The organism is Lacibacterium aquatile (assembly GCF_042683105.1).
GTDB lineage: Bacteria > Pseudomonadota > Alphaproteobacteria > Elsterales > Elsteraceae > Lacibacterium > Lacibacterium aquatile.
Window position 1 is genome coordinate 174,499 of record NZ_JBHUIP010000003.1, and the last position, 25,504, is coordinate 200,002.

Consider the following 25,504-nt stretch of genomic DNA (forward strand, 5'->3'; position numbering starts at 1 on the left):
TCCGACGAAGTTAGTTAAACTCGCTCGAAACGCAGGAAGGCTGGCTTGAGGCCCTTGGCCCGGGCCTTGGCTTCATAGCGTGTTTCAGGGGCGTCGGCTGGGCGATCACGCCAGTCCGAAGGACCTTCGGCGGTCCAGCGAAAGGCCGGGTGCGGGCAGGTCTCATCGAGCATCCAGGCGATATAATCCATATCGTCCGAGGCCATGCGAAACTCGCCCCCCGGTTTCAGGATGCGGGCAAGGATGTCGAGATTTTCCTGGCTGACAAAACGGCGCTTGTTATGGCGCTTCTTGGGCCAGGGATCCGGGAACAGCAGAAAGGCTTTGGAGATGCTGGCGTCTGGCAGTCGGTCCATGACCTTGCGGGCGTCGTCGTTCCAGATGCGCAGATTATCGACCAGCCCCTCGCGATCCAGATCCTGAAGCAGGGAGACGACACCGTTGAAGAACGGTTCGCAGCCAATCAGGCCCACATCGGGGTTGGCGCGGGCTTGCGCTGCCAGATGTTCGCCGCCGCCAAAGCCGATTTCGAACCAGATTTCGCGGGGCTTTTGCGCACCGAAAAACGCCATCGGATCGACGGTGCCGTCGCCTTCGGGCAGTTCCAGCTTGCGGGAGGGATAGAGCTCAGCTAGCAGGGCCTGCTGGCTGAGTCTCAATTTGCGGCCGTGGCGGCGTCCGAATACCCGACGCGGGCTACCAAAAGATTGATCGCCCGTAGGCATAGTCGAAAACCGTCTTAACCAGGTGTTACGCCTTGAACGCCGACTTAAGCGCCGGGACCAGATCGGTCTTTTCCCACGAGAAGCCGCCGTCGGCTTCCGGGGTGCGACCGAAGTGGCCATAGGCCGAGGTGCGGGCATAGATCGGGCGGTTCAGCTGAAGATGCTCGCGGATACCGCGCGGGCTGAGGTTCATCAGCTCCTGCAGGACCTTGGACAGCTTCTGCTCGTCAACCTTCGACGTGCCTTCCGTCTTCACATAGACCGACAGCGGGTGGCTGACGCCGATGGCGTAGGACAGCTGGATGACGCAACGGTCGGCAAGACCGGCGGCAACCACATTCTTTGCCAGATAACGGGCGGCATAGGCGGCCGAACGGTCGACCTTGGTCGGATCCTTGCCGGAGAAGGCGCCGCCGCCATGGGGGGCTGCACCGCCGTAGGTATCGACGATGATCTTACGGCCGGTCAGACCAGCATCGCCGTCCGGACCGCCGATGACGAATCGGCCGGTCGGATTGACGTAGAGCTGATCTTCCGGGCACATCCAGCCTTCCGGCAGAACCTTTTCGACCCAGGGGCGCACCATGGCGCGCACTTCTTCCTGGGAAACGCCTTCGGCATGCTGGGTCGAGACCACGACCGAGGTCGCGCCGACCGGCTTGCCGTTGACGTAACGCAGGGTCACTTGGCTCTTGGCATCGGGGCCGAGGTGCTTGAGGACGCCCGAATGACGGTCGTCGGTCAGGCCCTTCAGGATCTGATGCGAGAAATAGATCGGCGCAGGCATCAGGACCGGGGTCTCGTTGCAGGCAAAGCCGAACATGATGCCCTGGTCGCCAGCGCCTTCGTCCTTGTTACCGGCGGCATCGACGCCGACGGCGATATCGGCCGACTGCTGATGAACCAGCACTTCAACCTTGGCGCTGTTCCAGTGGAAACCCTTCTGCTCGTAACCGATCTCGCGGATCGCGTTGCGGGCAGCCTGTTCCATGATCTCTGCGGTAACGCTGCTCGGGCCGCGGACTTCGCCGGCCAGGGTAACGTGATTGGTCGTCGCCAGGGTTTCGACCGCAACACGCGCATAGGGGTCGGCAGCCAGGAAGATATCGACGATGCTGTCGGAAATCCGGTCGCAGACCTTGTCAGGATGACCTTCCGAAACCGATTCAGACGTAAACAGATACTCGTTATTGACCAAAGTAGCCCCCAAAGCGACCGGCCTGAACACTAACGGCGCCCGCACGATAATCGGACACCAACGGAGAGTGTTGTGTCCTATGTCGCGCGGGCGCCGTCAAGAAAAACTACTATTTCCCGTGTTATACGCGGGGAATTACTCGTCGATAGCGACAATGCCCAGCGACTTGGTCAGCTCAAGAATACGCTTGCGGACCTTCTCGTCGCGGATCTTGTCGAAAGCGCGGGCCAGTTCCAGAATTTCGCGCTTGGACAGGTCCTTGCTGTCGAAATCGGCGGGGGCTTCATTGAGGCCCAGGGCCTTGCCACCCGATACTTCCGGCTTCATGTCGTCGAAGAAGAAGGAAACCGGCACGTCCAGAACCTTGGACAGCTCGTACAGACGGCTGGCGCCGATGCGGTTGGCGCCGCGCTCGTACTTCTGAACCTGCTGGAAGGTCAGGCCAATCGCTTCGCCAAGCTTTTCCTGGCTCATGCCAAGGAGGGTGCGGCGCAGACGGACGCGGCTGCCGACATGAATATCAACCGGATTGGGCTTGCCATCGGGGGAACCGCGACCACCACGACGACGCACTTTCGCAACTGCAACTGTATTCATGAACCCTGCCCCCTGTATGACGAAATCAATCTATGTATGCTACTTAGGACATACATATGTATGCGTCAACCGGACGATGTACCAGGAGGGTTATTTTTCCTCTCGCTGGTGCCTCCGGTATAGCCGACAAGCGACTATCGCCATAGCCGCAAAAAGAGCCAGGGCCAGCGGCAGATCCCGATACCGTCCATAGAAAGTCGGCGATTCAAGGGCTTTAGGGAGGTCAAGATCGAGTATTCCGCGCTCGCTGAGGCCAATCTTTGCGAGAGTTCGCCCGAGTGGGTCGACCATTCCCGAGATGCCGGTATTGGCGACGCGCACCATCGGCATGCCTTCTTCGATCGCCCGCAGAGCGGTGATATGGAAGTGCTGGAAGGGGCCGGTGGAATAGCCGTACCAGCCATCATTGGTAAGGTTAAGCAACCAGGACGGGCGGTCGGCCTCGTCGATCACCGCGCCGGGGAAGATCACCTCGTAGCAGATCAGGGGGGCGAAGGCAGGCAATCCCGGCACGCGCAAGGTACGGGGGCCGGTTCCGGCGGTGAAGTCCAGTCCATCCGCCGCGACGGCGGGCAGAGGCAACCATCTGCGACCGGGGACATATTCCCCGAACGGCACCAGATGGAACTTGTCGAAGGCGCCCAGCAGGCTGCCGTCCTGATCCAGTACAACCATGCCATTGGTGACGGTCGGAGGCCGGTCGCGCGTGAGGTAGCGGATAGTCCCGGTAATGAGGCTGCCGCCGGGTGGGACTGCGGCAGTCGCGGCACGGCGGGCGTCCTCCACGATCTCCACGGGGTAACCCGTCGCCGTCTCACCCCAGATGACTGCGGCCAGCGGTTTACTGGAGGGGCGGCGGGACAGGGCGACATGATCGCGGAAATTGGCCGCCTGCAGCGCAGGATCCCACTTCTGATGCTGAGGGATGTTCGGCTGGATGATGCGGATCATGGTGTCGGTCGAGGCAACCACCGTCTGCTCCAGACGCCAGCTGCCCCAGGCGAGCGGCAGGGCCAGCAGCAGGACCCAGGCTGCCATGGCGCGTCGATCCAGGGCGGCGGGAAGCACACCCAGCAGGATCGCGAGGAAACTTAAGAGATAGGCGCCACCGACCGAGGCGAGCTGCTGCAAGGCCAGGATATGCGGGAAAGCGTATCCGGCAAGGTTCCAGGGGAAGCCTGTCAGCAGATGCCCGCGCGCCAGTTCCGCGAGCATGAGGGCGACGGCGAACCCGAGCGCGCTGCGCCCTTCGATGCGGGACCAGAGGGTCAGGATGATCGCGGGGAATAGCGCTAGTCCGGCGGGAATCGCCACAACAGCAAGCGGCAACAGCCACAGGAAATCGGCGGGTGGGATCAGCAGGGCATTGGCGATCCAATAAAGCCCGCTTGTGAATTGTCCCAGGAAGAACCACCAGGCGGTGGCAAAGACGGTCCGAAGCCCGTGCTTGGCGCCAGCCTGCGGGGCTACCATCCAGTAAAGCGCGCCATAGAGCAGCAGCAGCGGGGTAATTCCGAACGGCGGGAACATCCCCGCGCTGAACAGTCCCAGAAGCGCTGCCAGCCCATGCCGTCGCCAACCTGTCAGGACTGATAATTTCAAGCGGGTCTCGAATAACGCCGCGACGATTTTACTGTGTCGACTTGTCATAAGTCCGAACTATGGTAAGGAAGTTAAGGTTGCAAGGCGAAAGGGCGGACACGACTGATGGAAGATCCGCGTGGCATGGATCCGGCAGAACTGACAGCCGATCAGAACGGCCGTCTCTATTCCTTGTATCAGCATTGGCTTGGCGCCCGGAACCCCGAAGGGCTGGTACCCAAGTCGGCGTTCGACGCTTTTGCCATCATGCCTTGGCTTGGGCTTGTCAGCATCTATCAGCGCTTAGCCGAAGATTATGTCATTCGTCTGGACGGGACAGAGATCGTCCGCATGACCGGCGAGGATTGGACCGGCAAGACCGTGGCTGCCTTGGATGCGCGCTATGGTCTGAAGCTGGGTGAAAGTCTTGCCATCGCTGTCGAAGAGCAGCGGGCGGTCTATCATCCTGTCCGCCATCTCGCCGCTCGCCCCCATTTCACGGCCGCCCGTCTGCTGCTGCCGGTCTCGGCGGATGGTGCAACGATCACCCATGTGGTCATGTCGCTCATCCCCAATGAAAAAGAGCCGGCGTCTGTGGTGACACCGGCTCTCTATTAGTTGGTCCCTCGCCGGGCGGGCACATCCATGCCCCAATTGCGCTCCTGGGGCCGCGGCCTCTGTGGCCGCTGGGGGAGACTGGCCTCAAGCAGCGAAGCGGTAGGCCAACACTTAGATGCAGATCGTGCGCAGCGGCGGGAAGCCGTTGAAGTTGACCGAGCTGTAGCTGGTCGTATAGGCGCCCGTCGAATGGATCTCGATCTTGTCGCCGACGGCGAGGTTGATCGGCATTTGATAGTCGGTCTTTTCGTACAGAATATCGGCGCTATCGCAGGTCGGGCCAGCGAGGATGACCGGGCCGGTGGCACCGCCATCGTGCGGGGTGACCAGCTTGTACTTGATCGCCTCGTCCATGGTTTCGGCCAGACCGCCGAACTTGCCCACGTCCAGATAGATCCAGCGCTTGTCTTCCTCGTAGTCCTTTTCCGAGATCAGGACGACTTCGGCCTGCAGCACGCCCGCGTCACCGACCATCGAGCGACCCGGCTCGATGATGATTTCCGGGATGTTGTTGCCGAAGTGCTTCTGCATCGCGGACATGACGGCTTCGGCATAATCCTCGACCGGGCGGACGGCAGCGCGGTAGCGGGCCGGGAAGCCGCCACCGATGTTGACCATGCGCAGGTCGATATTGGCCTTCTGCAGGGCCGAGAACATCGCAGCGGCACGGCCGACGGCAACGTCCCACTGGTCGAGGTCGGTCTGCTGCGAGCCGACATGGAACGAGATGCCATAGGCATCGAGGCCCAGTTCGCGTGCCTTGACCAGCAGGTCGGTCGCCATTTCAGGCGCGCAGCCGAACTTGCGTGACAGCGGCCATTCGGCACCGCTGCATTCCATCAGGATGCGGCAGTAAACCTTGGCGCCCGGAGCGGCTTTGGCCAGCTTCTGCAACTCGGCTTCACTGTCGAAGGCAAAGAGGCGCACGCCCTTGGCATAGGCATAGGCGATGTCGCGTTCTTTTTTGATCGTATTGCCGAAGGAGATCTTCTCAGGCTGCGCGCCAAGGCCCAGGCACAGGTCGATCTCGCCGCGCGAGGCGGTGTCGAAGCTGGAGCCTTGCTCGTTCAGCACATTGACGATTTCCGGGGCCGGATTGGCTTTGACGGCATAGAAGATCTGCGCCAGCGGCAGCAGACGCTTCATCGTCTTATAATTATCGGTGATGACATCCAGATCGATAACGACGCACGGAGTCTCGGGCTGCTGTTCGGCGAGGTAGCGAGCGATTTTAGCGGACATATGTGACGACTCCCTGCACCAGAAGCCGACGACCCTTCATGGTCGCCATACTGCTGGCGGCGAAAACGATTGAGATGTGCAGGAGGGACCCCATCCGGGGTCGGTGCGAACAAGCGTGGGTCCAGGGCGTATACTGGACCCGCGTCGTCTAGGGCAACGTGACCTCGGCCCAAGCCGGGACGGCGGTACTATTCCCGTAATACTTGAAACCTGAAATCATCGCAGCCTCATACCCTCTCGGTACTAGCGGTTAGCCAGAAGAACCAAAAGGACGCGGTACGTCGTTACATAACCACGAGGGCCATAGGCACGTGCGCCTTTGCGTCAACGAGATGCGATATGAGGCAATTTTAATCCCAGCGCAAGTTAAAAAATCGCAGGGGAAATATGACAGCGACGCCTTAAAAAAACCCGTTCTAAAACAATGATTTAGTCAGAGGCTATGTCGGCGATCCGAACCTCGACCGTCCGCACTCTTCCGTCACGCTGAACCGACATGGTCACGCGCTGCCCGACCCCGGCCGCCTCGAGGGCCAAGGCGAGGTCCGCAATAGTCGTAATCGGGCGGTTCTGTACATGCGTAATAATATCCCCCAGACGCCCCGTTGCCCGGTCGAGCGGCTTCAACCCAACCTCGGTTGCGGGGCTGCCGGGCAGGGTTCCGGCAACCACCAGCCCAGCCACGCCGTAGCGGGCGGCGAGCTCTTCGGGGGCAGCGGCGATGCCGATGCCGGGGCGTGGCACGCGACCGTCGCGGATCAGCAGCGGCACAATCCGGTTCACCACATCCACCGGTACGGCGAAGCCCACACCAGCCGATCCGCCGCTCGACGACAGAATGGCGGTGGTGACCCCGATCAGGCGGCCGGAGCTATCGAGCAGCGGTCCGCCGGAATTGCCGGGATTGATCGCAGCATCGGTCTGAATGACACCAGCAATCTCGCGGCCCGAAGCGGTGGGCAGGCGGCGGTCGAGAGCAGAGACGATGCCGCGCGTCAGGGTGCGCGACAGGCCGAAAGGATTGCCGATGGCAAAGACGGTCTGGCCGACCCGCAGATCCGTCGACTGGCCGACAGGAACGGGGAACAGGCGCTGGCGCAGATCCACCAGTTTGACGACGGCGAGATCATGGTCGGGGGAGACGCCGACGATCTTGGCCTCGATGGCTTCGCCGCTGTCCAGGCGGACGCGCACGCGGCTGGCGCCTTCGACCACATGGAAGTTGGTGACGATATGACCGGCGGCATCCCAGACGAACCCCGAACCGGCGCCGCCGGGGCGGTTCCCGGCGAGGCGCGAGGGTGCATCCTCTGTAAAGAGATAGGCGACGGAGGGGGCGGCGCGTTCGAACAGCGCTACGGTCGCCTGTTCCGATCCGCTCAAATCCTCACGCGGGGCGATGGCGCGGGGGCTCGACGCCACCGACCCGAAATCGCGCCAGACCTGATGGCCGACATAGAGGCTGGCCAAAATCAACAGCCAGAGAAGCACCAGACGGGAGAAGCGATCTTTGGTCATAGGTTCCGAAGTCATCCGGCCGGGGCCAGTGCCCGACCGGATGACCTTGAAACAAGATCAGCCGCCCAGACGGGTGAGGGCGCGCATCAGGTCGAGCATATCGGCCAAGCGCGCAAGATAATGGTCGGTCAAGGGCAGGCTGGCACGGTCACCGCCTGCAATCTCCTGTTCCAGCGACGTCAGCATGGATGTCAGACGCCGCCGATGCAAGCCGGTGCCTGCCATGATCGGATCAATCACCATGCCGGAGAAGGCAGCAAGCGCGCTGGCAACCGCTGCCAGACCGCCAGTCATGCCCAGGGTCAGGGCCGGTCCGGCCGCGGCCGGAAAGATCCCGTACCAGGCACCGCCAATCCCGGCCCCCAGCGGAAAGCCCGCAATCGCCATCTTCTGGGCCAGCGCCCCGGCCAGGGCTGGCCCTAGGCTGACGACGCCCGGCGTGAACTGACGGACCGTTGCAGCGCCCGCCGCCAGGGTAAAGATGGATGTCGCGATATCGGCGGTGGCACCGCGCGCACCCACATAGGCGCCGATCAGTTCGGTCGCCCGTGTGCGGAAGGCCGGATCGCTGGCGGCGGCATCCAGGGCGGCGAACTGGCTTCTGAGGAAAGTTTCGATCCGAGGGTCGCTGAGGATCGTATCGGCGAGGGCATCGTGGGTCGACTGACGCTCCCCCTGTTTATAGGGCAGCTCCAGCAGATCGGTGACCAGCAGCCATTCGACCTCGCGCCCGACATCGGTTGCCAGCGTCAGGTCGATCTTGTCGAGGCGCTCGGCAAGGCCTTCCCGCTTCATGCGGCGCAGGGCCAGCGCCCCAGCGCGGATCGCGAGGTTCGGCCCGGCGAGCGCCAGATTGACCGGCGCCTTGGCTATGTCCCAGCCCAGGGCGTGCCTGTGGAGGCGCCGTGCGCCCCGCCAGGAAAAATGCCGGTCGATGAACTCCGGCACACGCTGGCGGCGATCCTCGAAGTAGCGCTTAACCCCATCGTCGACAACACGCGCCAGGGTCTGGCGATCCAGGGCAACCGGCAGATTGGACTCAAGCGGCGGCAGTTCTGTAGTCATGGCTAATGATGTGGGGGCGTCTGCCGGTGGCGTCAATATTGGGGTGATTTGGTAGTGAGATGTAGTTTGGTCGCTTCAAGGGCCAGCCCGACGACGCCCGCAAAGCCTTTGTCGACGCCGGATGTTGGCCAAGAGGGTCGAGACTGCATTCGCCTGGGAAGCGGCCCCATCGGTTGTCGACGAGGCCCTGGCCGCCCCAGCCAGCCTTAAAGAAGAAGTTGGCCTCGCACCGCTCCCTTGGGGGCGGGTTTCTTTCTATGCAGCCCTGATCTTGCCCAGGAAGGTTGCGACTTCCTGGCGAAGCGCGGCGCCTTGGCGTGTCAGGTCGGTCACGGCCCCCAGCACCTCGGTCGAGGCTGCACCGGCATTGTCTGCCGACCGGCGGACGACCTCGATGCTCTGGGTAACGCCTAGGGTGCCGTCCGACGCCTGTTGAACATTTCGGGCGATCTCCGCCGTGGCATTCCCCTGCTGTTCGACGGCAGAGGCGACTGAGGTGGTGATCTCGTTCATCCGGCTGATGGTGTCGCCGATGACTTTGATGGAGCGGACGACAGTGGTGGTTTCACCCTGGACGGCCTGAACCTGGGAGGCGATCTCCTCGGTTGCCTTGGCTGTCTGGGTTGCGAGGTTTTTCACTTCGGAGGCTACGACGGCGAAACCCTTACCGGCATCGCCAGCGCGAGCCGCTTCGATGGTGGCATTGAGGGCCAGGAGATTGGTCTGGGTCGCGATCTCGTTGATGAGGCGCACCACATCCCCGATCCGCGTCGCCGCTTCGGCCAACTGGCGGACCTGATCGGCAGTACGATCGGCCTCCGCCGTGGCCTGGCTGGCGATACCGCTCGACTCCTGCACCTGACGGCTAATCTCATGGATCGAAGAGGACAGCTCCTCGGTGGCGCTGGCAACCGATTGGGTGGAGCTGAGAGTGGAAGCGCTCGAGTCGTCCAGCCTTTCGCTCTGGCGGCGGGTGGTGGTGGCGGCCTCTTCCATGGTGCGGGCTGTCTGTTCGAGCTTGCCGGTCGAGAGACCCAGCGCCTGGAAGGTTTCCTCGATCCGGACCGAGAAGCCGTCGATGGCCAACTCGATGGCCTCGACCTTTTCGCTGCGCTCTGTATTTTCCTGTTGCAGTCGATCCCGCAGAATCCTGGCATTGGCCAATCCGTCGCGGAACCGCAGAATGCTCGTCCCCATGGTGCCGATTTCATCCCGGTCATGGGCGATGTCGCTGGGAAGATCGAAGTCTTCATGGGCGAGTTGATCGATGGCCGCGTGCATCTTGAAGAGCGGCCGGAAGACCCGACGGGCCAGATCAAAGAGCAAACCGACAAGACTTAAGGTCAGCAGTGCGACCGATCCGACCAGGATCACTTTCGACCGCTGCTCCTGGTCCAGAACATCCGCTAGCCTGCGGTCCAGGCGCGATTCCATCTCGACGTAGAAGGCATCGATCGGGCGCATGATCTCGGCCTTGTAGCGATGATACTCCGGCGAATTCATCAGGCGGATGGCCAGCATCTGGTCGGGCTCCTTTTTTAAGGTGAAGCCGCCCTTGCCATCATCGAACTGGCCCTTGACCGCATTCATGGCAATCACCTCGGTCTTCACCAATCCGTCGGAGTTCTTCTTGGCCTCCTCCAGCTTGGCGAACTCCTTATCCGTAAAGCCCGCTTCCCGCATCAGGGTCAGAAGCGCCTTGGCCTCGTCATCGGGGCGGGGTTTTTCCGGATGGGCGGCCAGGAAATCCCAATAGATGCGATGATACTGCTGAGGGCGGGGTTTCTTGCCGTCGCGGATATCCAGAATGTCGAAATATTGCTTCTCATACTTGCCATCCAGGGTCGCGACATAGGTGCGGGCCAGACGGGTCAGATCGTCGGAACTTTGCCGGAGTTCATCGGCCAGCTTGTAGCTTTCATATCGGTTGTTATGGGCTTGGGAGATGTCATCGACAGCGCTCAGATGCTGGAATGTCGCCCACCCCAGCGCGATCAGATTGATCGCGATGATGCCGGAGACAATTTTAAGTTTGTTCTTTAGATTTATTGTAATCATAGCATCCTCCGCCGAAAGGATTATCTCCCCGGCAAAAAAGCTACAGTATATTTGTTGGTATTCTACCTGTGAGACAATATAGGTTATTGCTGTTATTATTTGTTACTGCGGGCGGTCGAGTAAAGAGGAGCCGCCCGCAACAACAGATCAGGCAACGCGGATCTTGGTCAGGAAATCGGTGATGTCCTGGCGCAGGCGCGAGCCCTGGCTGGCGAGGGCGGTGGCTGCGTTCAGCACCTCTCCCGATGCAAGACCGGTGTCGTTCGCCGCATGACGCACCTCGCCGATACTGTCGGAAACCTGCTGGGTCCCGACGGCGGCATGCTGGACGTTGCGGGCGATCTCGCCAGTTGCCGCACCCTGTTCCTCAACCGCCGCCGCGACAGCAGTGGTGATGGCGTTCATCTTGCCGATGGTGCCGCCGATGGCCTCAATCGCGGTGACGACCTCTGCCGTTTCACCCTGGACAGCCTGAACCTGGGAGGCGATTTCCTCGGTTGCCTTGGCGGTCTGGGTGGCGAGGTTCTTGACTTCGGACGCGACGACGGCAAAGCCCTTACCGGCATCGCCTGCGCGGGCTGCTTCAATGGTGGCATTCAGGGCCAGTAGATTGGTCTGGGTTGCGATCTCGTTGATGAGGCGCACCACATCCCCGATCCGCGTCGCCGCTTCGGCCAGCTGGCGGACCTGTTTGACGGTCCGTCCCGCTTCTTCGGTTGCCCGCTCGGCGATCCCGGCAGACTCCTGCACCTGACGGCTGATCTCATGGATCGAGGAGGAGAGTTCCTCGGTCGCTGCCGCTACCGTCTGCACCGAGGCGGAAGCCTCGCCGGACGCATGTTCTACCGTGGTGGCCTGATCCTTGGTCAGGTCGGCGGTCCGGTTCATCGAATGGGCGGTGCCTTGCAGTTCGGTGGCCGACCCGTTCAGGGTTTCAAGCGCCTTGGCCACGGTGGCATCGAACGCCGCAATATGGCCTTCGATAGTCCGCTGGCGCTTCTCCTTGCGATTCTGTTCGGCCTGCTGTTCGGTTTCGAGGCGAGCTGCTTCGAGCAAGCCGTCGCGGAATACCAGCACCGCACGCCCCATGTCGCCGACTTCATCCTTCTGACCGACGTTCGGTACCTCGAAATCGGTCTTGCCGCTGGCAATGATCGTCATGGCATCGGTCAGGTGGCGGACCGGGCCGACGATATAGACCTTGCCGACCCAGATGCCGAGGCCGACGCCCAACAGGATGCCGACACCGCAGATGGTCAGCATGAACTGCAGACGCGTGCTGAAGAAAGCTTCAAGCGCGACTTCGTTCTCCTGGACCTTCTCATTATTATAGGCGACAGCTTTTTGCAGCTCGACATTGAAGGCCTGGCGGTTGGCGCGGTTGGCGTCGTTGTTGCCGACGGTATTGGCCTTCTCGAAATCCGCTGCACGTCCCAGTGCGGCCAGTTCGGTGCGCAGGGTGATGAAGCCGCGCGCGGCTTCCTCCATCTTGGCAAAGCCTGGTTTTTCTTCGGTCGGAACCAGGGGAGCCCAGGCGGCGAATTGAACCTGCAGCGCTTTCAGCTGGTCTTCGATGCCCTTGGCATAACGGGCGCCTTCGTCGGGTGTCTTCGACATGTAGACGCCGCGGCTATCCATCACGACGGCGTTGACGAGGCCGTTGATGCGCTCGGCGATCAGGGCCTGGGAGGAGCGCTTGGCGGATTCATCCACCATGCGCCCGTATTCGCGCATGGAAGACACGCCGGTCCAAGCAAGAAATGCCATGATGACAGACATGGAGGCAATGACGATCAGGAATTTCGTCATCAATCGCAGATTGACCATATCTTTTCCTCCCCTGGTCGGCGGGTCAGCTCCCATGACCTTTTGGGCGCTGATTATTGTTTCTTTAAGGGTTATTAACTCAGTTCGTACAGAACGCTTATTATAGGGGTAAATTACTTTAAATTATCTTGATATGGACCGGGGAAAGCACACAGGGCGTGCGGAAAATATCGATAAAACGCCCCTTGACCTTCCCACGATGGAAGGCTCCAGCTTAAGGGGGAACGAAATCATGGAGGCTGTTATGCTGGAGTTTACCGTTCCCAAGATGACCTGCGGCGCCTGCGAGAAGCGGGTGCGGAAAGCACTTGAGGCAGTCGAGGGTGTTGAAGGCGTGAGTGTCGATCTGTCCCGGCACAAGGTCGGTATCTCCGGCCCTGTAGCGTCGGCCGGGGCCGCTGCTGCCCTGGCCCAGGCGGGCTATCCGCCGCTGGAGGCCTGATCATGGCCTCTACCTCCGCTCTGGACCTGCTGATCGACGGCATGAGCTGCGCCTCCTGCGTCAGCCATGTGGAAGAAGCTTTAAGCGGCGTCCCTGGTGTCGCCAAGGCCGAGGTCAATCTGGCGACAAACCGTGCCCGCGTCGCGCTGGCGGCGGCTATCCCGACAGAGGCGTTGATCCAAGCGGTGGAAGCGGCGGGGTATGAGGCTCGGTTAGTAACGGCGAGTGAAGATCCGGCGGCCTCCGGCGGCCGCGAACTCCTGCCCGCCGTCCTCGCCTCGCTTGCGGCCCTGCCGCTGGTCGGGGGGATGGCGGGGGATCTGCTGGGGCGTGATTGGATGCTGCCGGGCTGGTGGCAATTTGCGCTGGCGGTGCCGGTGCAGTTCTGGCTGGGCGCACGATTCTACCGCGCGGGCTGGAAGGCGCTGCGCCATGGGCGTGGCACCATGGATCTGCTGGTCGCGCTTGGCACCAGTGCGGCCTTCGGCTTGTCTGTCTGGTTACTGCTGACGGCCCATCCGGGCCATATGCCCCATCTCTATTTCGAGGCCTCGGTGGTGGTCATCGCCCTGGTGCTGGTCGGCAAGGCGCTGGAGGCTCGCGCCAAGGGTCAGACCGCTGCCGCCTTGCGGGCCTTACTGGCCCTGCGCCCAGAGGCAGCGCGGATCCTGCGCGACGGGGCGGAGGTGGAGATTCCCATCGAGGCGGTACAGGTCGGCATGCAGGTGCTGCTGCGCCCCGGCGACCGCATCCCGGTCGATGGGATCATCCAGGAGGGGGCCGGTGCCTTCGATGAGAGTCTGCTGACGGGCGAAAGCCTGCCGGTCGACAAGGCCGTGGGCGATGGGGTGACGGCGGGGGCCATCAATCTCTCCGGCCGCCTGACGGTCACGGCCCAGGCCGTGGGGGCTGAGACGACGCTTGCCCGCATCGTGCGGCTGGTGGAGGGGGCTCAGGCCTCCAAGGCGCCGGTTCAGAAGCTGGTGGATAAGGTGTCGGCCATCTTCGTGCCGGTGGTCGTGGTGCTGGCCGCATTGACGCTGATCGGCTGGCTGCTGACAGGATCGGGGATCGAGCAGGCTTTGATTGCCGCTGTCTCGGTGCTGGTGATTGCCTGCCCCTGTGCGCTGGGTTTGGCGACCCCGACCGCGATCATGGTGGGGACGGGGGCTGCGGCGCGAGCGGGCATTCTGATCCGGGATGCCGAAACCCTGGAGCGCGCCCATGCCGTGACCCTGGTGGCCTTTGACAAGACCGGCACTTTGACTGAGGGCAAGCCGCGACTATTGCAGATCGTGGCGGCGTCCGGTGGCGAAGAGGCGGAGGTGCTGCAGCTGGCGGGCAGTCTCCAGCTCGGCAGCGAACATCCCTTGGCTCATGCGACCGTGTCCGAAGTGCTGGCTAAGGGCAGCGCCCCGACCCCGCCGAGTGATTTCCGAGCCATTGCCGGGCAGGGCGTGCAGGGGAGGGTCGGCGGGCGGCATCTGCTGCTGGGCAATCGACGTTTCCTGCAAAGCGCTGGGGTGACCGATAGTGGTCTGATCCTCACGGCCGACCGGCTGGAGAGCGAGGGCCATACGGTCTCCTTCCTGGGGGATGCAGATAGTTTAGTGGTGCTCGGGCTGCTGGCCTATGCCGATACACCCAAGCCCAGCGCCCTGCGCGCCGTCGAAAGCCTGCGCGCCTTGGGGATCGCCTCGGTGATGGTGACGGGTGACCGGATGGGGGCGGCGCGGGCGGTGGCGGGCAAGTTGGGTATCGATACGGTGCGGGCTGAAGTTCTGCCGGACGAGAAGGCGGCGGTCATCGCCGACCTCAAGAGCGGCGGCGCGGTGGTCGCCATGGTCGGGGACGGGATCAATGATGCGCCGGCCCTGGCCTCGGCCGATGTTGGGTTGGCGATGGGGACGGGGACCGATGTCGCCATCGAGGCGGCGGGCATCACCCTCATGCGCGGCGATCCGGCCCTAGTGGCGGGGGCGGTCGATATCGCCCGGCGCACCTATGGCAAGATCCGCCAGGGGCTGTTCTGGGCGTTCGCCTATAATATCCTGGGCATTCCGCTGGCGGCGCTGGGCTATCTGTCGCCCATGCTGGCCGGGGCGGCCATGGCGCTGTCGTCGGTGAGCGTGATCGCGAATGCTCTTTTGCTGCGCCGCTGGCGGCTCCCGTGATAAAACGCCCCCATGACGATCGATAACGACACCCAATTCGAGAAGCTGAAGGCCATCGGCAGCATTGTTGCGAAGGTCCTTCAGCGGATGATGGATGCCGCCAAAGCGGGCATGACCACGGCTGAGCTGGACGCCCTGGGCGCCAAATGGCTGGCCGAGGCTGGCGCTCGCTCGGCGCCGATGCTGACCTATAATTTCCCCGGCGCCACCTGCATCTCGGTCGCCCCGGCCTGCGCCCACGGCATTCCTGGCGAGCAGGTATTGCAGGACGGCGATCTGGTGAACATCGATGTGTCGGCGGAAAAGGACGGCGTGTTCGCCGATACCGGTGGCAGCTTTGTCATCGGTTCGGCCGAAACGCCGCAGCAGGCGGCCCTGCTGGCGGCGACCCGCAAGGCCCTTTCGGCCAGCCTGACCGTAGTGAAGCCCGGTGCCCGCTTCAACGAGATCGGCCGCAAGATCGAAACCGTCGCAGCCAAGGCTGGCCTTACGATTATCGAGAATCTCTGCAGCCATGGCGTCGGCGATGGGTTGCATGAGGAGCCCAAGGAAATCCTGCCCTATTATGATGCGCGGGATCGCCGCATCATGGGTCGCGGGCAGGTTTTCACCATCGAACCCTTCCTCTCCACCGGCGGTTCTATCGCCGAGGAACAGAAGGACGGTTGGACCCTGACTACCCCTGGTGTTTTGACGGCTCAGTTCGAACATACCCTGGTGGTTGGCAAAAATGGTCCGATCATCGTGACGAAGGCCGCTTGACTCTCGGCGCCCCGGCGCGTACAAGCCCACTCCTGTTTTTCACTGATAACGACGAGTTGCCTAGCAATGGCTCACCATCTTTCTGCGAAGAAGCGCATCCGCCAGACCGAGCGCCGCACGGCTGTGAACAAGGCGCGCGTCAGCCGGATCCGTACCTTCCTGAAGAAGGTCGAAACGGCGATCGCCGCTGGCAAGAAGACCGAAGCGGCTGAAGCTTTCACGGCTGCGATGCCGGAAATGCAGCGCGGCGTGAGCAAGGGCGTTCTGCACAAGAACACCGTGTCGCGCAAGCTGTCGCGCCTGTCGGCTGCGATCAAGAAGCTGGCTGCCTAAAGCCCTTCTTGGACGAAGCGTCAAGCTTTAGGCAGGCTGCCGAAGTTTTGTTCGCCTCGCGAACGTTGCGATAAATAAAAGATAAATATTCGTTTTCGACTCGCATCTCGAAAGGGGTGCGAGTCGATGCGTTTTTGTGCAGTCGTTCGTTTGTTGCGGGATAGGGCCGAGTCGGAACTAGAGTCGAATCTTGGTTAGTTCAACAGCCATTTGATTCTCCACATTGAATCGATGTCATACGGTGCCATTAACCTATTGTTCCCTATTCGGGCGACTTGCCATCGGCTTTCTTCTGGCGCTATCGTTTCCTGGTTAGACGGCTAAGCCGCCTAGCAAAATTTCCGAATATTAGGTCGTGTTGCGGTATCCAAGTGCTCCGTTCCGATGGGGCGCCCGTATTTTCAAGTTCTTAAGGGGTAAAGGCGTCATGATTGGGTCACTCTGGAGATTATGTCCCTGTTGAAGGGTGACCGAATACTGATAACCCAAGCCTTTTTCTTCCTTTTGACTGATCGCCAATGCTCGCCCAATCCACCTTTCCCTCTGCAGCTGTTGAACAGACCCTTAGCGACGAATTCGGCGCTGCCTGGGGCCGTGTCCAGTCGCGTCTGGTGGGCGAGGTTGGCGAGGCCGCTTATAAAAGCTGGCTCGCGCCGCTCAGCATCGAAGGCCTGTTCGACGGTGTCGTCCGCCTGGGGCTGCCGACCCGCTTCATGCGCGACTGGGTGAATACCCATTATCTCGAGCGTCTGCGCCGCCTGTGGGCTGCGGAGGATGCAGGGGTTCTGAACGTCGATCTGGTGGTGGTGCGCCGTGGAGCGGTCGCCATGCCCGTCTCTGCTACGTCAGCGGCGCCGACGCTTGCCCCTGGTCCGATGGCCCCGATCCCCGCTTCGCCCGTCGCCAAGGCCCCCCGGGCCGTCCGTCCGGCAGCTCCAGCGATTGTTCAGGCCGAAGAGGTCACCACGCTCGACAGCTTGTCCGCGCCGCTCGATCCGCGCCTGACCTTCGACAACTTCGTCGTCGGTAAGCCGAACGAGCTGGCTTTTGCCGCCGCCCGCCGCGTGGCCGAAAGCGACGCGGTGGCCTTCAATCCGCTGTATCTCTATGGCGGCGTCGGCCTCGGTAAGACCCATCTGATGCATGCCATCGCCTGGCATATCCGTCAGCGCGACCCATCGCGCCGCGTGATCTATATGTCGGCTGAAAAATTCATGTATCAGTTCATTAAGGCGCTTCGGTACAAGGATACCGTTGCCTTCAAGGAACAGTTCCGTTCGGTCGATGTGCTGATGATCGACGATGTGCAGTTCTTCTGCGGATCCAAGGAACTGACCCAGGAAGAATTCTTCCATACCTTCAATGCGCTGGTGGACAATAACCGTCAGGTCATCGTGTCGGCCGATAAGTCGCCCGCCGATCTCTCGGATATCCCGGAACGTCTGAAGTCGCGTCTGGGCTGGGGCCTCGTTGCCGATATCCACCCCACCACCTACGAGCTGCGCCTGGGCATTCTGCAGGCCAAGGCCGATGCCGTCAGTGTGCCGGTGCCGCCGAAGGTGCTGGAGTTCCTGGCCCATAAGATCACCTCGAACGTGCGTGAGCTTGAGGGCGCGCTGAATCGTCTGGTAGCGCACGCAACCCTGGTGCACCGCGCGATCAGCCTGGAGATGGCGCAGGAGGTTCTGCACGACCTGCTGCGCGCCCATGATCGCCGCGTGACCATCGAAGAGATCCAGAAACGGGTGGCCGAGCATTACACCATCCGCCTCGTGGACATGAGCTCTGCCCGTCGCTCGCGCCAGATCGCCCGCCCCCGTCAGGTGGCGATGTATCTTGCCAAGCAGCTGACCTCGCGCTCGCTGCCCGAGATCGGCCGCAAGTTCGGTGGTCGCGACCACACCACCGTCATGCATGCGGTAAAGAAGATCGAAGAACTCCAGGCGACAGATTCTGCGCTTGCCGAGGATATCGAGCTTCTTCGCCGGATGCTCGAGAGCTAATTTTCCTTCTATTTCCGGCGTGTGTGTTATAGTCCCGCGCCGATTGACGCAGGGAAGTAGAACAAGTCGCCATGAAACTGACCATCGAACGCGCCGCCCTCCTGAAGAGCCTCGCGCATGTCCAGAGTGTCGTTGAGCGTCGGAATACCATTCCCATCCTGTCCAACGTCCGGATCGTCGCGCGCGATGGCGCGGTCGGTTTCACGGCCACCGACATGGATCTCGACATTGTCGAACATCTGCCCTGCGCGGTAGCAACCCCCGGCGAGACCACCGCCCCGGCCCACACGCTTTATGATATCGTCCGCAAGCTGCCCGACGGCGCCCAGATCGAACTGGATGCGACCGGCGGCAACGAGCGTCTGACGGTGCGTGCAGGCCGCTCCACCTTCACGCTGCCGGCCCTGCCGGTTGCGGATTTCCCCTCGCTCTCCTCCGACGATCTGCCGTTCAGCTTCTCGCTGACCGCGACCGAACTGAAGAGCCTGATCGACCGCACAAAGTTCGCGATTTCGACCGAGGAAACCCGCTATTACCTGAATGGTATTTTCGTCCATGCCACCGACCAGAAGGGCGGCGGCAAGGTTCTGCGTGCCGTCGCGACCGACGGTCATCGTCTGGCCCGGGTCGAGCTGACCCTGCCGGAAGGCGCTGACGGCATGCCCGGCATCATTCTGCCGCGCAAGACGGTGGGCGAGCTGCGCAAGCTGCTGGATGAATCCGAGGGCGAAGTGGAAGTCGCGCTGTCGGAAACCCGCATCCGCTTCACGTTCGGCGCGGTGTCGCTCAGCTCCAAGCTGATCGACGGCACGTTCCCGGATTATGAGCGCGTGATCCCGGTCGGCAACGACAAGATCCTGGAGATCGACTGCAAGGCCTTTGCCCAGGCGGTCGACCGTGTCGCCATTATCTCGACCGAGAAGAGCCGGGCGATCAAGATCGCGCTCGACGGTGGTGCTCTGACCCTGTCCGCCAGCTCGCCCGATGCCGGTTCGGCGATCGAAGAGCTGGAAGTCAGCTACGACGGCACCCCGTTCGAGATCGGCTTTAACTCGCGTTATCTCCTCGACATCACCGGCCAAATCCAGGGCGACACCGCCCAGTTCCAGATGGCCGACAGCGCTTCGCCGACCATCGTGCGCGACCGCGCCGATCAGCACGCGATCTATGTGCTGATGCCGATGCGTGTCTGATTTTAGAAAGCCTTGCTTCCTGCAATCAGCCGTCTGGCGCTGACTGACTTTCGCGGTTATGGCCGTCTGGATCTGACACCCGATCCAGACGGCTTTATCGTTTTGACCGGCCATAATGGCGCGGGCAAAACCAACCTGCTTGAGGCGCTTTCGTTCCTGTCGCCGGGGCGGGGTTTCCGCCGCGCGGCGTTAAGCGAGATCGAACGGCTCGGCGGTCCCGGCACCGGCTGGGGAGTTGCCGCGACTCTGGACACGGATCAGGGGCCCATTGAAATCGGCACCGGCAAGCCGCCCGGCGGTAGCGAACGCCGGATCTTGAAGCTGAATGGAAGCCCGGCGAAAAGTCAGACCGAACTCTCCGATCTGCTGGTGGTCAGCTGGCTGACCCCGGCCATGGACCGCCTATTCCAGGAGGGCAGCAGCGGACGTCGCCGATTCCTGGATCGCATGGTTCAAGGGTTCGACAGCAACCATGCGCCCCGCCTGTCGGCCTATGAACATGCCATGCGCGAACGCCTGCGGCTGCTGAAGGAACGCCGGGCCGATCCCTCCTGGCTGACGGCTTTGGAAGAGGCGATGGCGCGTGAGGGCGTCGCGGTGGCGGTGGCGCGGACGCAGCTTCTTTCCAGGCTGCAAACTGCCGTCGAAGGCGGCATCGGTCCGTTTCCTGCCGCCGATATCGCTTTGGATGGCGAGATCGAAACAGCATTGGCAAGCCAGGATGCGGCCACGGTTGAGGTCGAGTTTCGCGCGGCCTTGTCCCAACGTCGCCGTATCGACGCTGACGCCGGGGCGACCACTCACGGCCCCCATCGCGGCGATCTGCTGGTGCGTCACCGGGCCAAGAATATGCCCGCCCCCCATTGTTCGACCGGCGAACAGAAGGCTCTGCTGCTGGCGTTGCTGCTCGCCAATGCCCGGCTGGTGAAGGCGGCGCGCGGTCTGCCGCCGCTGCTGCTGCTGGACGAAGTGGCGGCGCATCTGGATGAGGAGCGGCGCGCCGCTCTGTTCGACGAGCTGACGGCCCTGGGCGGGCAGGCCTGGCTGACCGGTACGGACCGCGCGCTCTTCAATGCATTGGAGGCGCGGGGCCGATATTACACGGTAGAGGATGGCGCGGTGCGTTTATCCTGCTAGTATATCGCGCGCGCGCTCACACGCATGGGCAGTCGCGCCTGTTGAAGGTTCCCAAGGAGCGTATCCCCTATGACCACCCCTGATCTGTCGCAGCAGCCGGAAGATCCCGTCGAGGGAAACGGCGCCGAGTATAATGCCGACTCCATCCGGGTTCTGCGTGGTCTCGACGCGGTGCGCAAACGCCCCGGCATGTATATCGGCGACATCGGCAACGGCGCCGGTCTGCATCACATGGTCTATGAAGTCGTCGATAACGCGATCGACGAAGCGCTGGCCGGTCACTGCGATCTGGTCGAAGTGCTGCTGAATTCCGATGGTTCCTGCACCGTGCGTGACAATGGTCGCGGCATTCCGGTCGATATCCATCACGAAGAAGGCGTCTCGGCGGCCGAGGTCATCATGACCCAGCTGCACGCGGGCGGTAAGTTCGACCAGAATTCCTACAAGGTTTCCGGCGGTCTGCATGGCGTCGGCGTCTCGGTCGTGAACGCCCTCTCAAAGGTGCTGAAGCTGCGCATCTGGCGCGGCGAGCATGAACATGAGATGGAATTCAACCACGGTGAGGCGGTCGCGCCGCTGAAGATCACCGGCCCGTCGAACGGCAAAAAAGGCACCGAAGTGACCTTCCTGCCCTCGGTTGGCGAGGAGGGGACCTTCAAGAACGTCACCGAATTCGACTTCGCGACCCTGGAACATCGCCTGCGCGAACTCGCCTTCCTGAATTCGGGCGTGAAGCTGCGCATGACCGACAACCGCCACCCGGAACCGGTGGTGTCGGACCTCTATTACGAAGGCGGCGTGTCGGCCTTTGTCGAATATCTCGACAAGTCCAAGAGCTCGCTGCACGGCGAAGTCATTGCCATGAAGGGCGAACGCGACGGCATCACCGTCGAAGTCGCTATGGAATGGACCGACGCCTATCACGAGACGATGCTCTGCTTCACCAACAACATCCCCCAGCGCGAAGGCGGCACCCATCTGGCCGGTTTCCGCGCGGCGCTGACCCGCATCATGGGCAATTATCTCAATGAAAGCGGGATCGCGAAGAAGGAAAAGGTCCAGATCACGGGTGACGATGCCCGCGAAGGTCTGACCTGCGTGCTGTCGGTGAAGGTGCCGGACCCGGCCTTCTCCAGCCAGACCAAGGACAAGCTCGTCTCCTCCGAAGTGCGCCCGGTGGTGGAAAACATCATCGCCGAGCGGCTGCAGCAGTGGCTCGAAGAGCATCCGGCGGAAGCCAAGAAGGTCGTGAGCAAGGTGATCGAGGCGGCAACCGCTCGTGAAGCCGCCCGCCGCGCCCGCGAACTGACCCGTCGCAAGGGCGCGCTCGATATGGCGTCGCTGCCGGGTAAGCTGGCCGATTGCCAGGAGCGCGATGCCTCGCGCGCCGAACTCTTCCTGGTCGAGGGTGACTCGGCAGGTGGCTCGGCAAAGCAGGGCCGCGACCGCAAGTATCAGGCGATCCTGCCGCTGCGCGGTAAGATCCTGAACGTGGAGCGCGCCCGTTTCGACAAGATGCTGCTGTCGGCCGAAATCGGCACGCTCATCGCGGCACTTGGCACCGGTATTGGCAGCGAAGACTTCAATATCGACAAGCTGCGCTACCACAAGATCATCATCATGACCGACGCGGACGTCGACGGCAGCCATATCCGCACGCTGCTGCTGACCTTCTTCTATCGGCAGATGCCCGAACTGATCGAGCGCGGCTATCTTTATATCGCGCAGCCGCCGCTCTATCGTGCCAAGCGCGGTCAGTCGGCGGTGTACCTCAAGGACGAACGGGCGCTCGACGATTACCTGATCAACGACGGCATCAAGGATGCCCTACTGATTTCGGGCAATGGCGAGACCTTGAGCGGCGGCGATCTGCTGGCCTATACCGACAAGGCGCGCGCGGCGAAGTCCATCCTCGGCACGCTCTCGCGCCGTGTCGGCAGCCTTGCTGCTGTTGAACAGGCCGCGATGCTGGGCCTGCTGACGCCCGATGCGCTGGAAAAGTCCGACTCTGCTGATAAACTGGCCAAGCGCATGGACTCGCTGGCCCGCCCGGCGGAACGTGGCTGGAAAGGTACTCTGACCGGCGATGCCATGCGTATTTCGCGCGTCGTGCGCGGGGTCGAGGAAGTGCATACCATCGACAGCGGTGTGCTACGGTCCGCCGAGGCCCGCAAGCTGAACGAGTTGGGCCCGGCGCTCAACATGCCGTTCGAAAGCGGTGCTGTTTTGAAGATCAAGGAGAAGGAAAACCCGCTGACGGGCCCCTTCGCCCTGCTCGAAGCGATCACCGACAATGGCCGTCGCGGCGTCTATGTCCAGCGCTATAAAGGCCTGGGCGAGATGAACCCGGATCAGCTGTGGGAAACGACCCTGGACGTGAACGCCCGCACGCTGCTGCAGGTGAAGGTCACCCATACCGAGTCGGCCGAAGAGGTCTTCTCGACCCTGATGGGCGATCTGGTGGAGCCGCGCCGCGACTTCATCCAGGCCAATGCCCTGAAGGTGTCGAACCTCGATATCTAAGGGCGCGACATATCTGGTTGTGCAGAACCGGCCGAGGAATTTCCTCGGCCGGTTTTCTTTTGTCGTGAGATGCCCTTAGAGGTTGCGTGGCAGGGTGCCGATCCATACCCTTTTACGTATGCTTACGATCCTGACCGCGCCTGCTTTGGCACCCTTCACCGTCGCTTTTTTCCTGATGATTGGCCTGCTGGTCATCGAGGTTGTCAGCATGCTCGCCGGCAAGTCGGCTTCGGCTATCCTGGATGGGCTGTTCGAGGGAGAGATGGACGGCAGCCTGTTCGACTGGATCAATCCGGCGGGGGTGCCGCTGCTTATCTATCTGGTACTGCTGGCCGGGACTTTCTCCATGGCTGGTTATGGTGTCCAGGCCGTAGCTCAGCAGTTTTCCGGGATGTTTTCGCCGCTGGTGGCCAGCCTGATCACACTGCCGGTCGCCTTTCCGCTGTCCCGTTGGGCAAGCCGGATCGTCGGGCGGATCGTCCCGCAGTTCGAAAGCTATGCCCTAGAACAGGACAGTCTGATGGGCCAGACGGCAGAGATCACGGTCGGCCCGGTCCGTGCAGACCATGTTGCCCGTGTTAAACTACGGGATCGCCAGGGAAATTGGCATTTCCCGAAAGTTGAGCCGATGAACCCGGCCGATGTTATTCCCGAGGGGGCGACGGTCGTGATCGTCGAAACCTCTGGCTCTATTCTCAAAGTCGTCCGCGCCGATTTCTCGCCGCCAGTTCTGGCTGGGGCATCGGAGGACGGCCGCGTCTCTTCCTGACCCTGGAGGCAAGCCCTTGGAACTGCTGATTACCTACGCCGTGATGGCCGCCATCGTTCTGACCGCGATCCTGGTCATGGGATTGGTGCTCGCCCGTCTCTATTGCCGTGCCGACAAGGACCGTTCCTATGTCCGTACCGGCCTGGGGGGACAAAAGGTGGTGGTGGATGGCGGGTCGCTGGTACTTCCGGTGTTTCACAGCCTGAAGTGGGTCAATCTCCAGACCCTGCGCCTGGATGTGCGTCGCGATGCTGCCGACGCGATGATCACCCGCGACCGTATGCGGGTCGATATCGGGGTCGAGTTCTATGTGCGCGTGAAGCCGGACGGCTCCTCCATTGCGCTCGCTGCCCAGACCCTGGGTGACCGCACCAATAATGCCGATCAGCTGCGCGTTCTGGTGGAAGCCAAATTCGTCGATGCCCTGCGCAGCGTGGCGGCGACCATGGCGCTGGCCGAACTGCAGGAGCAGCGCGCGCTGTTTGTACAGTCGGTGCAGACGGCGGTGGCGCGCGATCTGGAGCTGAACGGTCTGGAACTGGAAAGCGTCTCGCTGACCCGCCTCGATCAGACGGACACCAAATATTTCAACCCGAACAATGCCTTCGACGCCGAGGGCTTGGCGACGCTGACCCGCATTACCGAAGCCAAGCGGCAGGAGCGCAATCAGGTGGTGCGGAATACCGAGGTTGCCATCGCCCAGCAGGATCTCGAAGCCAAGCAGCGCACCCTGGAAATCGAACGCCAGAAGCAGGAAGCCGAACTTTCCCAGCAGCGGGATATCGTCAATAAGACAGCGGAAACCCGTGCGGCTGCCGCCCTGAAGGAAGCTGAAGCCCGGCGCTCGGAAGAAGAGGCGCGCATCTCCTCCCAGCAGGCGATTGCAGAGGCTGAAGCTCTGGCCCGCAAGGTCAAGGAAATGGCCGCGCTCGATACCGACCTTGCTATTCAGCAGCGCCGGATCGAGAACGAGCGGGCGGCGGCGACCCAGGATATCGCCCGCAAACGCGATATCGAAATTGCGGATCAGGAGCGCGCGACCTCGGTTGCCAATACCAGCCGTGCCGAATCCGAAGCCCGAGCCGAGGCGGAAAAAGCACGCGCCCTCGCGATTGCCGCATCCGAAGGCGTGACGACGGCCAAGGAAGTTGCGATTGCTGAACGTGACCGCGAGATCGCGATCATCGCCGCCCGCAAGGCCGCCGAGCAGGACGCGACCCGCGTCCGTGTCGCGGCAGAAGCGGAACGGATGGCAGCCTCCGACCGGGCCGATGCGATCCGCCAGGAAGCGCAGGCAGAAGCCGATGCCGCCAAGCTGAAGGCGGCAGCGTCCGAGGTGACTTTTGCCGTCGAGGCGGAAGGCCAGCGCAAGCTGAACGAAGCCCGCAATCTGCTGTCACCGCAGATGATCGATATGGATCTGACTAAGGAACGCCTGCGGATCGTGCCGTTGGCTCTGGCAGAGGCGGTCAAGCCGCTGGAGAAGATCGGCGATATCCGCATCATCGATATGGGCGGCGGCCTGCCGGGTGGCAGCAAGGGCGATGGTGCAGCCACCGCGCCTGCCGATGGTCTGTTGAACTCGCTGCTGGCCTATCGTGCCAACGCCCCCATCGTCGACAAGCTGCTGTCCGAGGCAGGCTTCACGGGCGGTGCCAACCCGGTGGAGGCCTTGCTGCAGGCGACCGGGGAAGCTCCGAAGCCGACGCAGATCGTCGTGAAATAAAGACAAAAAAGGC

20 protein-coding genes are annotated in these 25,504 nt (G+C 62.2%); 11 read left to right on the forward strand and 9 right to left on the reverse strand.

Features of this window, described 5'->3' with window-relative positions:
• Positions 1 to 14 precede the first annotated feature (14 nt).
• The 4 genes from trmB to lnt all read right to left on the reverse strand — a co-directional run bounded on the left by trmB (position 15) and on the right by lnt (position 4,122).
• Entirely contained in the window at positions 15 to 659 is a 645-nt protein-coding gene (trmB, locus tag ACFSM5_RS02790) for a tRNA (guanosine(46)-N7)-methyltransferase TrmB (protein ID WP_379874712.1), read from the reverse strand.
• Positions 660 to 750: 91 nt separating this feature from the next.
• Positions 751 to 1,923, reverse strand: a complete 1,173-nt coding sequence (gene metK, locus ACFSM5_RS02795) for a methionine adenosyltransferase (RefSeq protein ID WP_379875258.1) — start codon at positions 1,921 to 1,923, stop codon at positions 751 to 753.
• A gap of 135 nt (positions 1,924 to 2,058) precedes the next feature.
• Positions 2,059 to 2,520, reverse strand: coding sequence for a helix-turn-helix domain-containing protein (locus ACFSM5_RS02800; RefSeq protein WP_379874713.1), 462 nt, complete (start codon positions 2,518 to 2,520; stop codon positions 2,059 to 2,061).
• 90 nt (positions 2,521 to 2,610) lie between these two features.
• Positions 2,611 to 4,122: an apolipoprotein N-acyltransferase gene (lnt, locus tag ACFSM5_RS02805; RefSeq protein WP_379874714.1), complete on the reverse strand. Its 1,512-nt coding sequence runs from the start codon at positions 4,120 to 4,122 to the stop codon at positions 2,611 to 2,613.
• A gap of 105 nt (positions 4,123 to 4,227) precedes the next feature.
• Here lnt and ACFSM5_RS02810 point away from each other — a divergent pair, with 105 nt between their 5' ends.
• Complete coding sequence (locus ACFSM5_RS02810) at positions 4,228 to 4,719, forward strand: PAS domain-containing protein (protein ID WP_379874715.1); 492 nt, start codon at positions 4,228 to 4,230, stop codon at positions 4,717 to 4,719.
• 111 nt (positions 4,720 to 4,830) lie between these two features.
• On the opposite strand, the gene ACFSM5_RS02815 is transcribed toward ACFSM5_RS02810, so the two are convergent.
• The 5 genes from ACFSM5_RS02815 to ACFSM5_RS02835 all read right to left on the reverse strand — a co-directional run bounded on the left by ACFSM5_RS02815 (position 4,831) and on the right by ACFSM5_RS02835 (position 12,429).
• On the reverse strand, positions 4,831 to 5,961 hold the full coding sequence (locus tag ACFSM5_RS02815) for a type III PLP-dependent enzyme (protein ID WP_379874716.1): 1,131 nt from the start codon (positions 5,959 to 5,961) through the stop codon (positions 4,831 to 4,833).
• A 429-nt stretch (positions 5,962 to 6,390) separates the two neighbouring features.
• Positions 6,391 to 7,479 (reverse strand): S1C family serine protease, encoded by a 1,089-nt coding sequence (locus ACFSM5_RS02820; protein WP_379874717.1) that lies wholly within the window; start codon positions 7,477 to 7,479, stop codon positions 6,391 to 6,393.
• 57 nt (positions 7,480 to 7,536) lie between these two features.
• Positions 7,537 to 8,544: a DUF6635 family protein gene (locus ACFSM5_RS02825; RefSeq protein ID WP_379874718.1), complete on the reverse strand. Its 1,008-nt coding sequence runs from the start codon at positions 8,542 to 8,544 to the stop codon at positions 7,537 to 7,539.
• Between the two features lie 255 nt (positions 8,545 to 8,799).
• Positions 8,800 to 10,602 carry a methyl-accepting chemotaxis protein gene (locus ACFSM5_RS02830; protein WP_379874719.1) on the reverse strand — a complete coding sequence of 601 codons (1,803 nt, stop codon included), beginning with the start codon at positions 10,600 to 10,602 and terminating at the stop codon, positions 8,800 to 8,802.
• A gap of 147 nt (positions 10,603 to 10,749) precedes the next feature.
• Positions 10,750 to 12,429 carry a methyl-accepting chemotaxis protein gene (locus tag ACFSM5_RS02835; protein ID WP_379874720.1) on the reverse strand — a complete coding sequence of 560 codons (1,680 nt, stop codon included), beginning with the start codon at positions 12,427 to 12,429 and terminating at the stop codon, positions 10,750 to 10,752.
• Positions 12,430 to 12,673: 244 nt separating this feature from the next.
• On the opposite strand from ACFSM5_RS02835, the gene ACFSM5_RS02840 reads away from it, so the two are divergent.
• The 10 genes from ACFSM5_RS02840 (at position 12,674) to ACFSM5_RS02885 (ending at position 25,491) form a co-directional block, all read left to right on the forward strand.
• The gene (locus tag ACFSM5_RS02840) at positions 12,674 to 12,871 is read left to right on the forward strand and encodes a heavy-metal-associated domain-containing protein (protein ID WP_379874721.1); all 198 of its coding nucleotides are present in this window, start codon (positions 12,674 to 12,676) and stop codon (positions 12,869 to 12,871) included.
• A gap of 2 nt (positions 12,872 to 12,873) precedes the next feature.
• Complete coding sequence (locus ACFSM5_RS02845; RefSeq protein ID WP_379874722.1) at positions 12,874 to 15,045, forward strand: heavy metal translocating P-type ATPase; 2,172 nt, start codon at positions 12,874 to 12,876, stop codon at positions 15,043 to 15,045.
• Between the two features lie 12 nt (positions 15,046 to 15,057).
• Positions 15,058 to 15,807 carry a type I methionyl aminopeptidase gene (gene map, locus ACFSM5_RS02850; protein WP_379874723.1) on the forward strand — a complete coding sequence of 250 codons (750 nt, stop codon included), beginning with the start codon at positions 15,058 to 15,060 and terminating at the stop codon, positions 15,805 to 15,807.
• A 66-nt stretch (positions 15,808 to 15,873) separates the two neighbouring features.
• Complete coding sequence (rpsT, locus tag ACFSM5_RS02855) at positions 15,874 to 16,140, forward strand: 30S ribosomal protein S20 (RefSeq protein WP_379874724.1); 267 nt, start codon at positions 15,874 to 15,876, stop codon at positions 16,138 to 16,140.
• 518 nt (positions 16,141 to 16,658) lie between these two features.
• On the forward strand, positions 16,659 to 18,143 hold the full coding sequence (dnaA, locus tag ACFSM5_RS02860) for a chromosomal replication initiator protein DnaA (protein ID WP_379874725.1): 1,485 nt from the start codon (positions 16,659 to 16,661) through the stop codon (positions 18,141 to 18,143).
• A 71-nt stretch (positions 18,144 to 18,214) separates the two neighbouring features.
• A complete protein-coding gene (gene dnaN / locus ACFSM5_RS02865) occupies positions 18,215 to 19,336 on the forward strand; it encodes a DNA polymerase III subunit beta (protein WP_379874726.1) in 1,122 nt (373 codons plus the stop codon).
• A 12-nt stretch (positions 19,337 to 19,348) separates the two neighbouring features.
• Complete coding sequence (gene recF / locus ACFSM5_RS02870) at positions 19,349 to 20,473, forward strand: DNA replication/repair protein RecF (RefSeq protein WP_379874727.1); 1,125 nt, start codon at positions 19,349 to 19,351, stop codon at positions 20,471 to 20,473.
• 69 nt (positions 20,474 to 20,542) lie between these two features.
• Positions 20,543 to 22,996 carry a DNA topoisomerase (ATP-hydrolyzing) subunit B gene (gene gyrB / locus ACFSM5_RS02875; protein ID WP_379874728.1) on the forward strand — a complete coding sequence of 818 codons (2,454 nt, stop codon included), beginning with the start codon at positions 20,543 to 20,545 and terminating at the stop codon, positions 22,994 to 22,996.
• Positions 22,997 to 23,090: 94 nt separating this feature from the next.
• Complete coding sequence (locus tag ACFSM5_RS02880) at positions 23,091 to 23,765, forward strand: OB-fold-containig protein (RefSeq protein ID WP_379874729.1); 675 nt, start codon at positions 23,091 to 23,093, stop codon at positions 23,763 to 23,765.
• Positions 23,766 to 23,781: 16 nt separating this feature from the next.
• The gene (locus ACFSM5_RS02885; protein ID WP_379874730.1) at positions 23,782 to 25,491 is read left to right on the forward strand and encodes a flotillin family protein; all 1,710 of its coding nucleotides are present in this window, start codon (positions 23,782 to 23,784) and stop codon (positions 25,489 to 25,491) included.
• Positions 25,492 to 25,504: the final 13 nt, after the last annotated feature.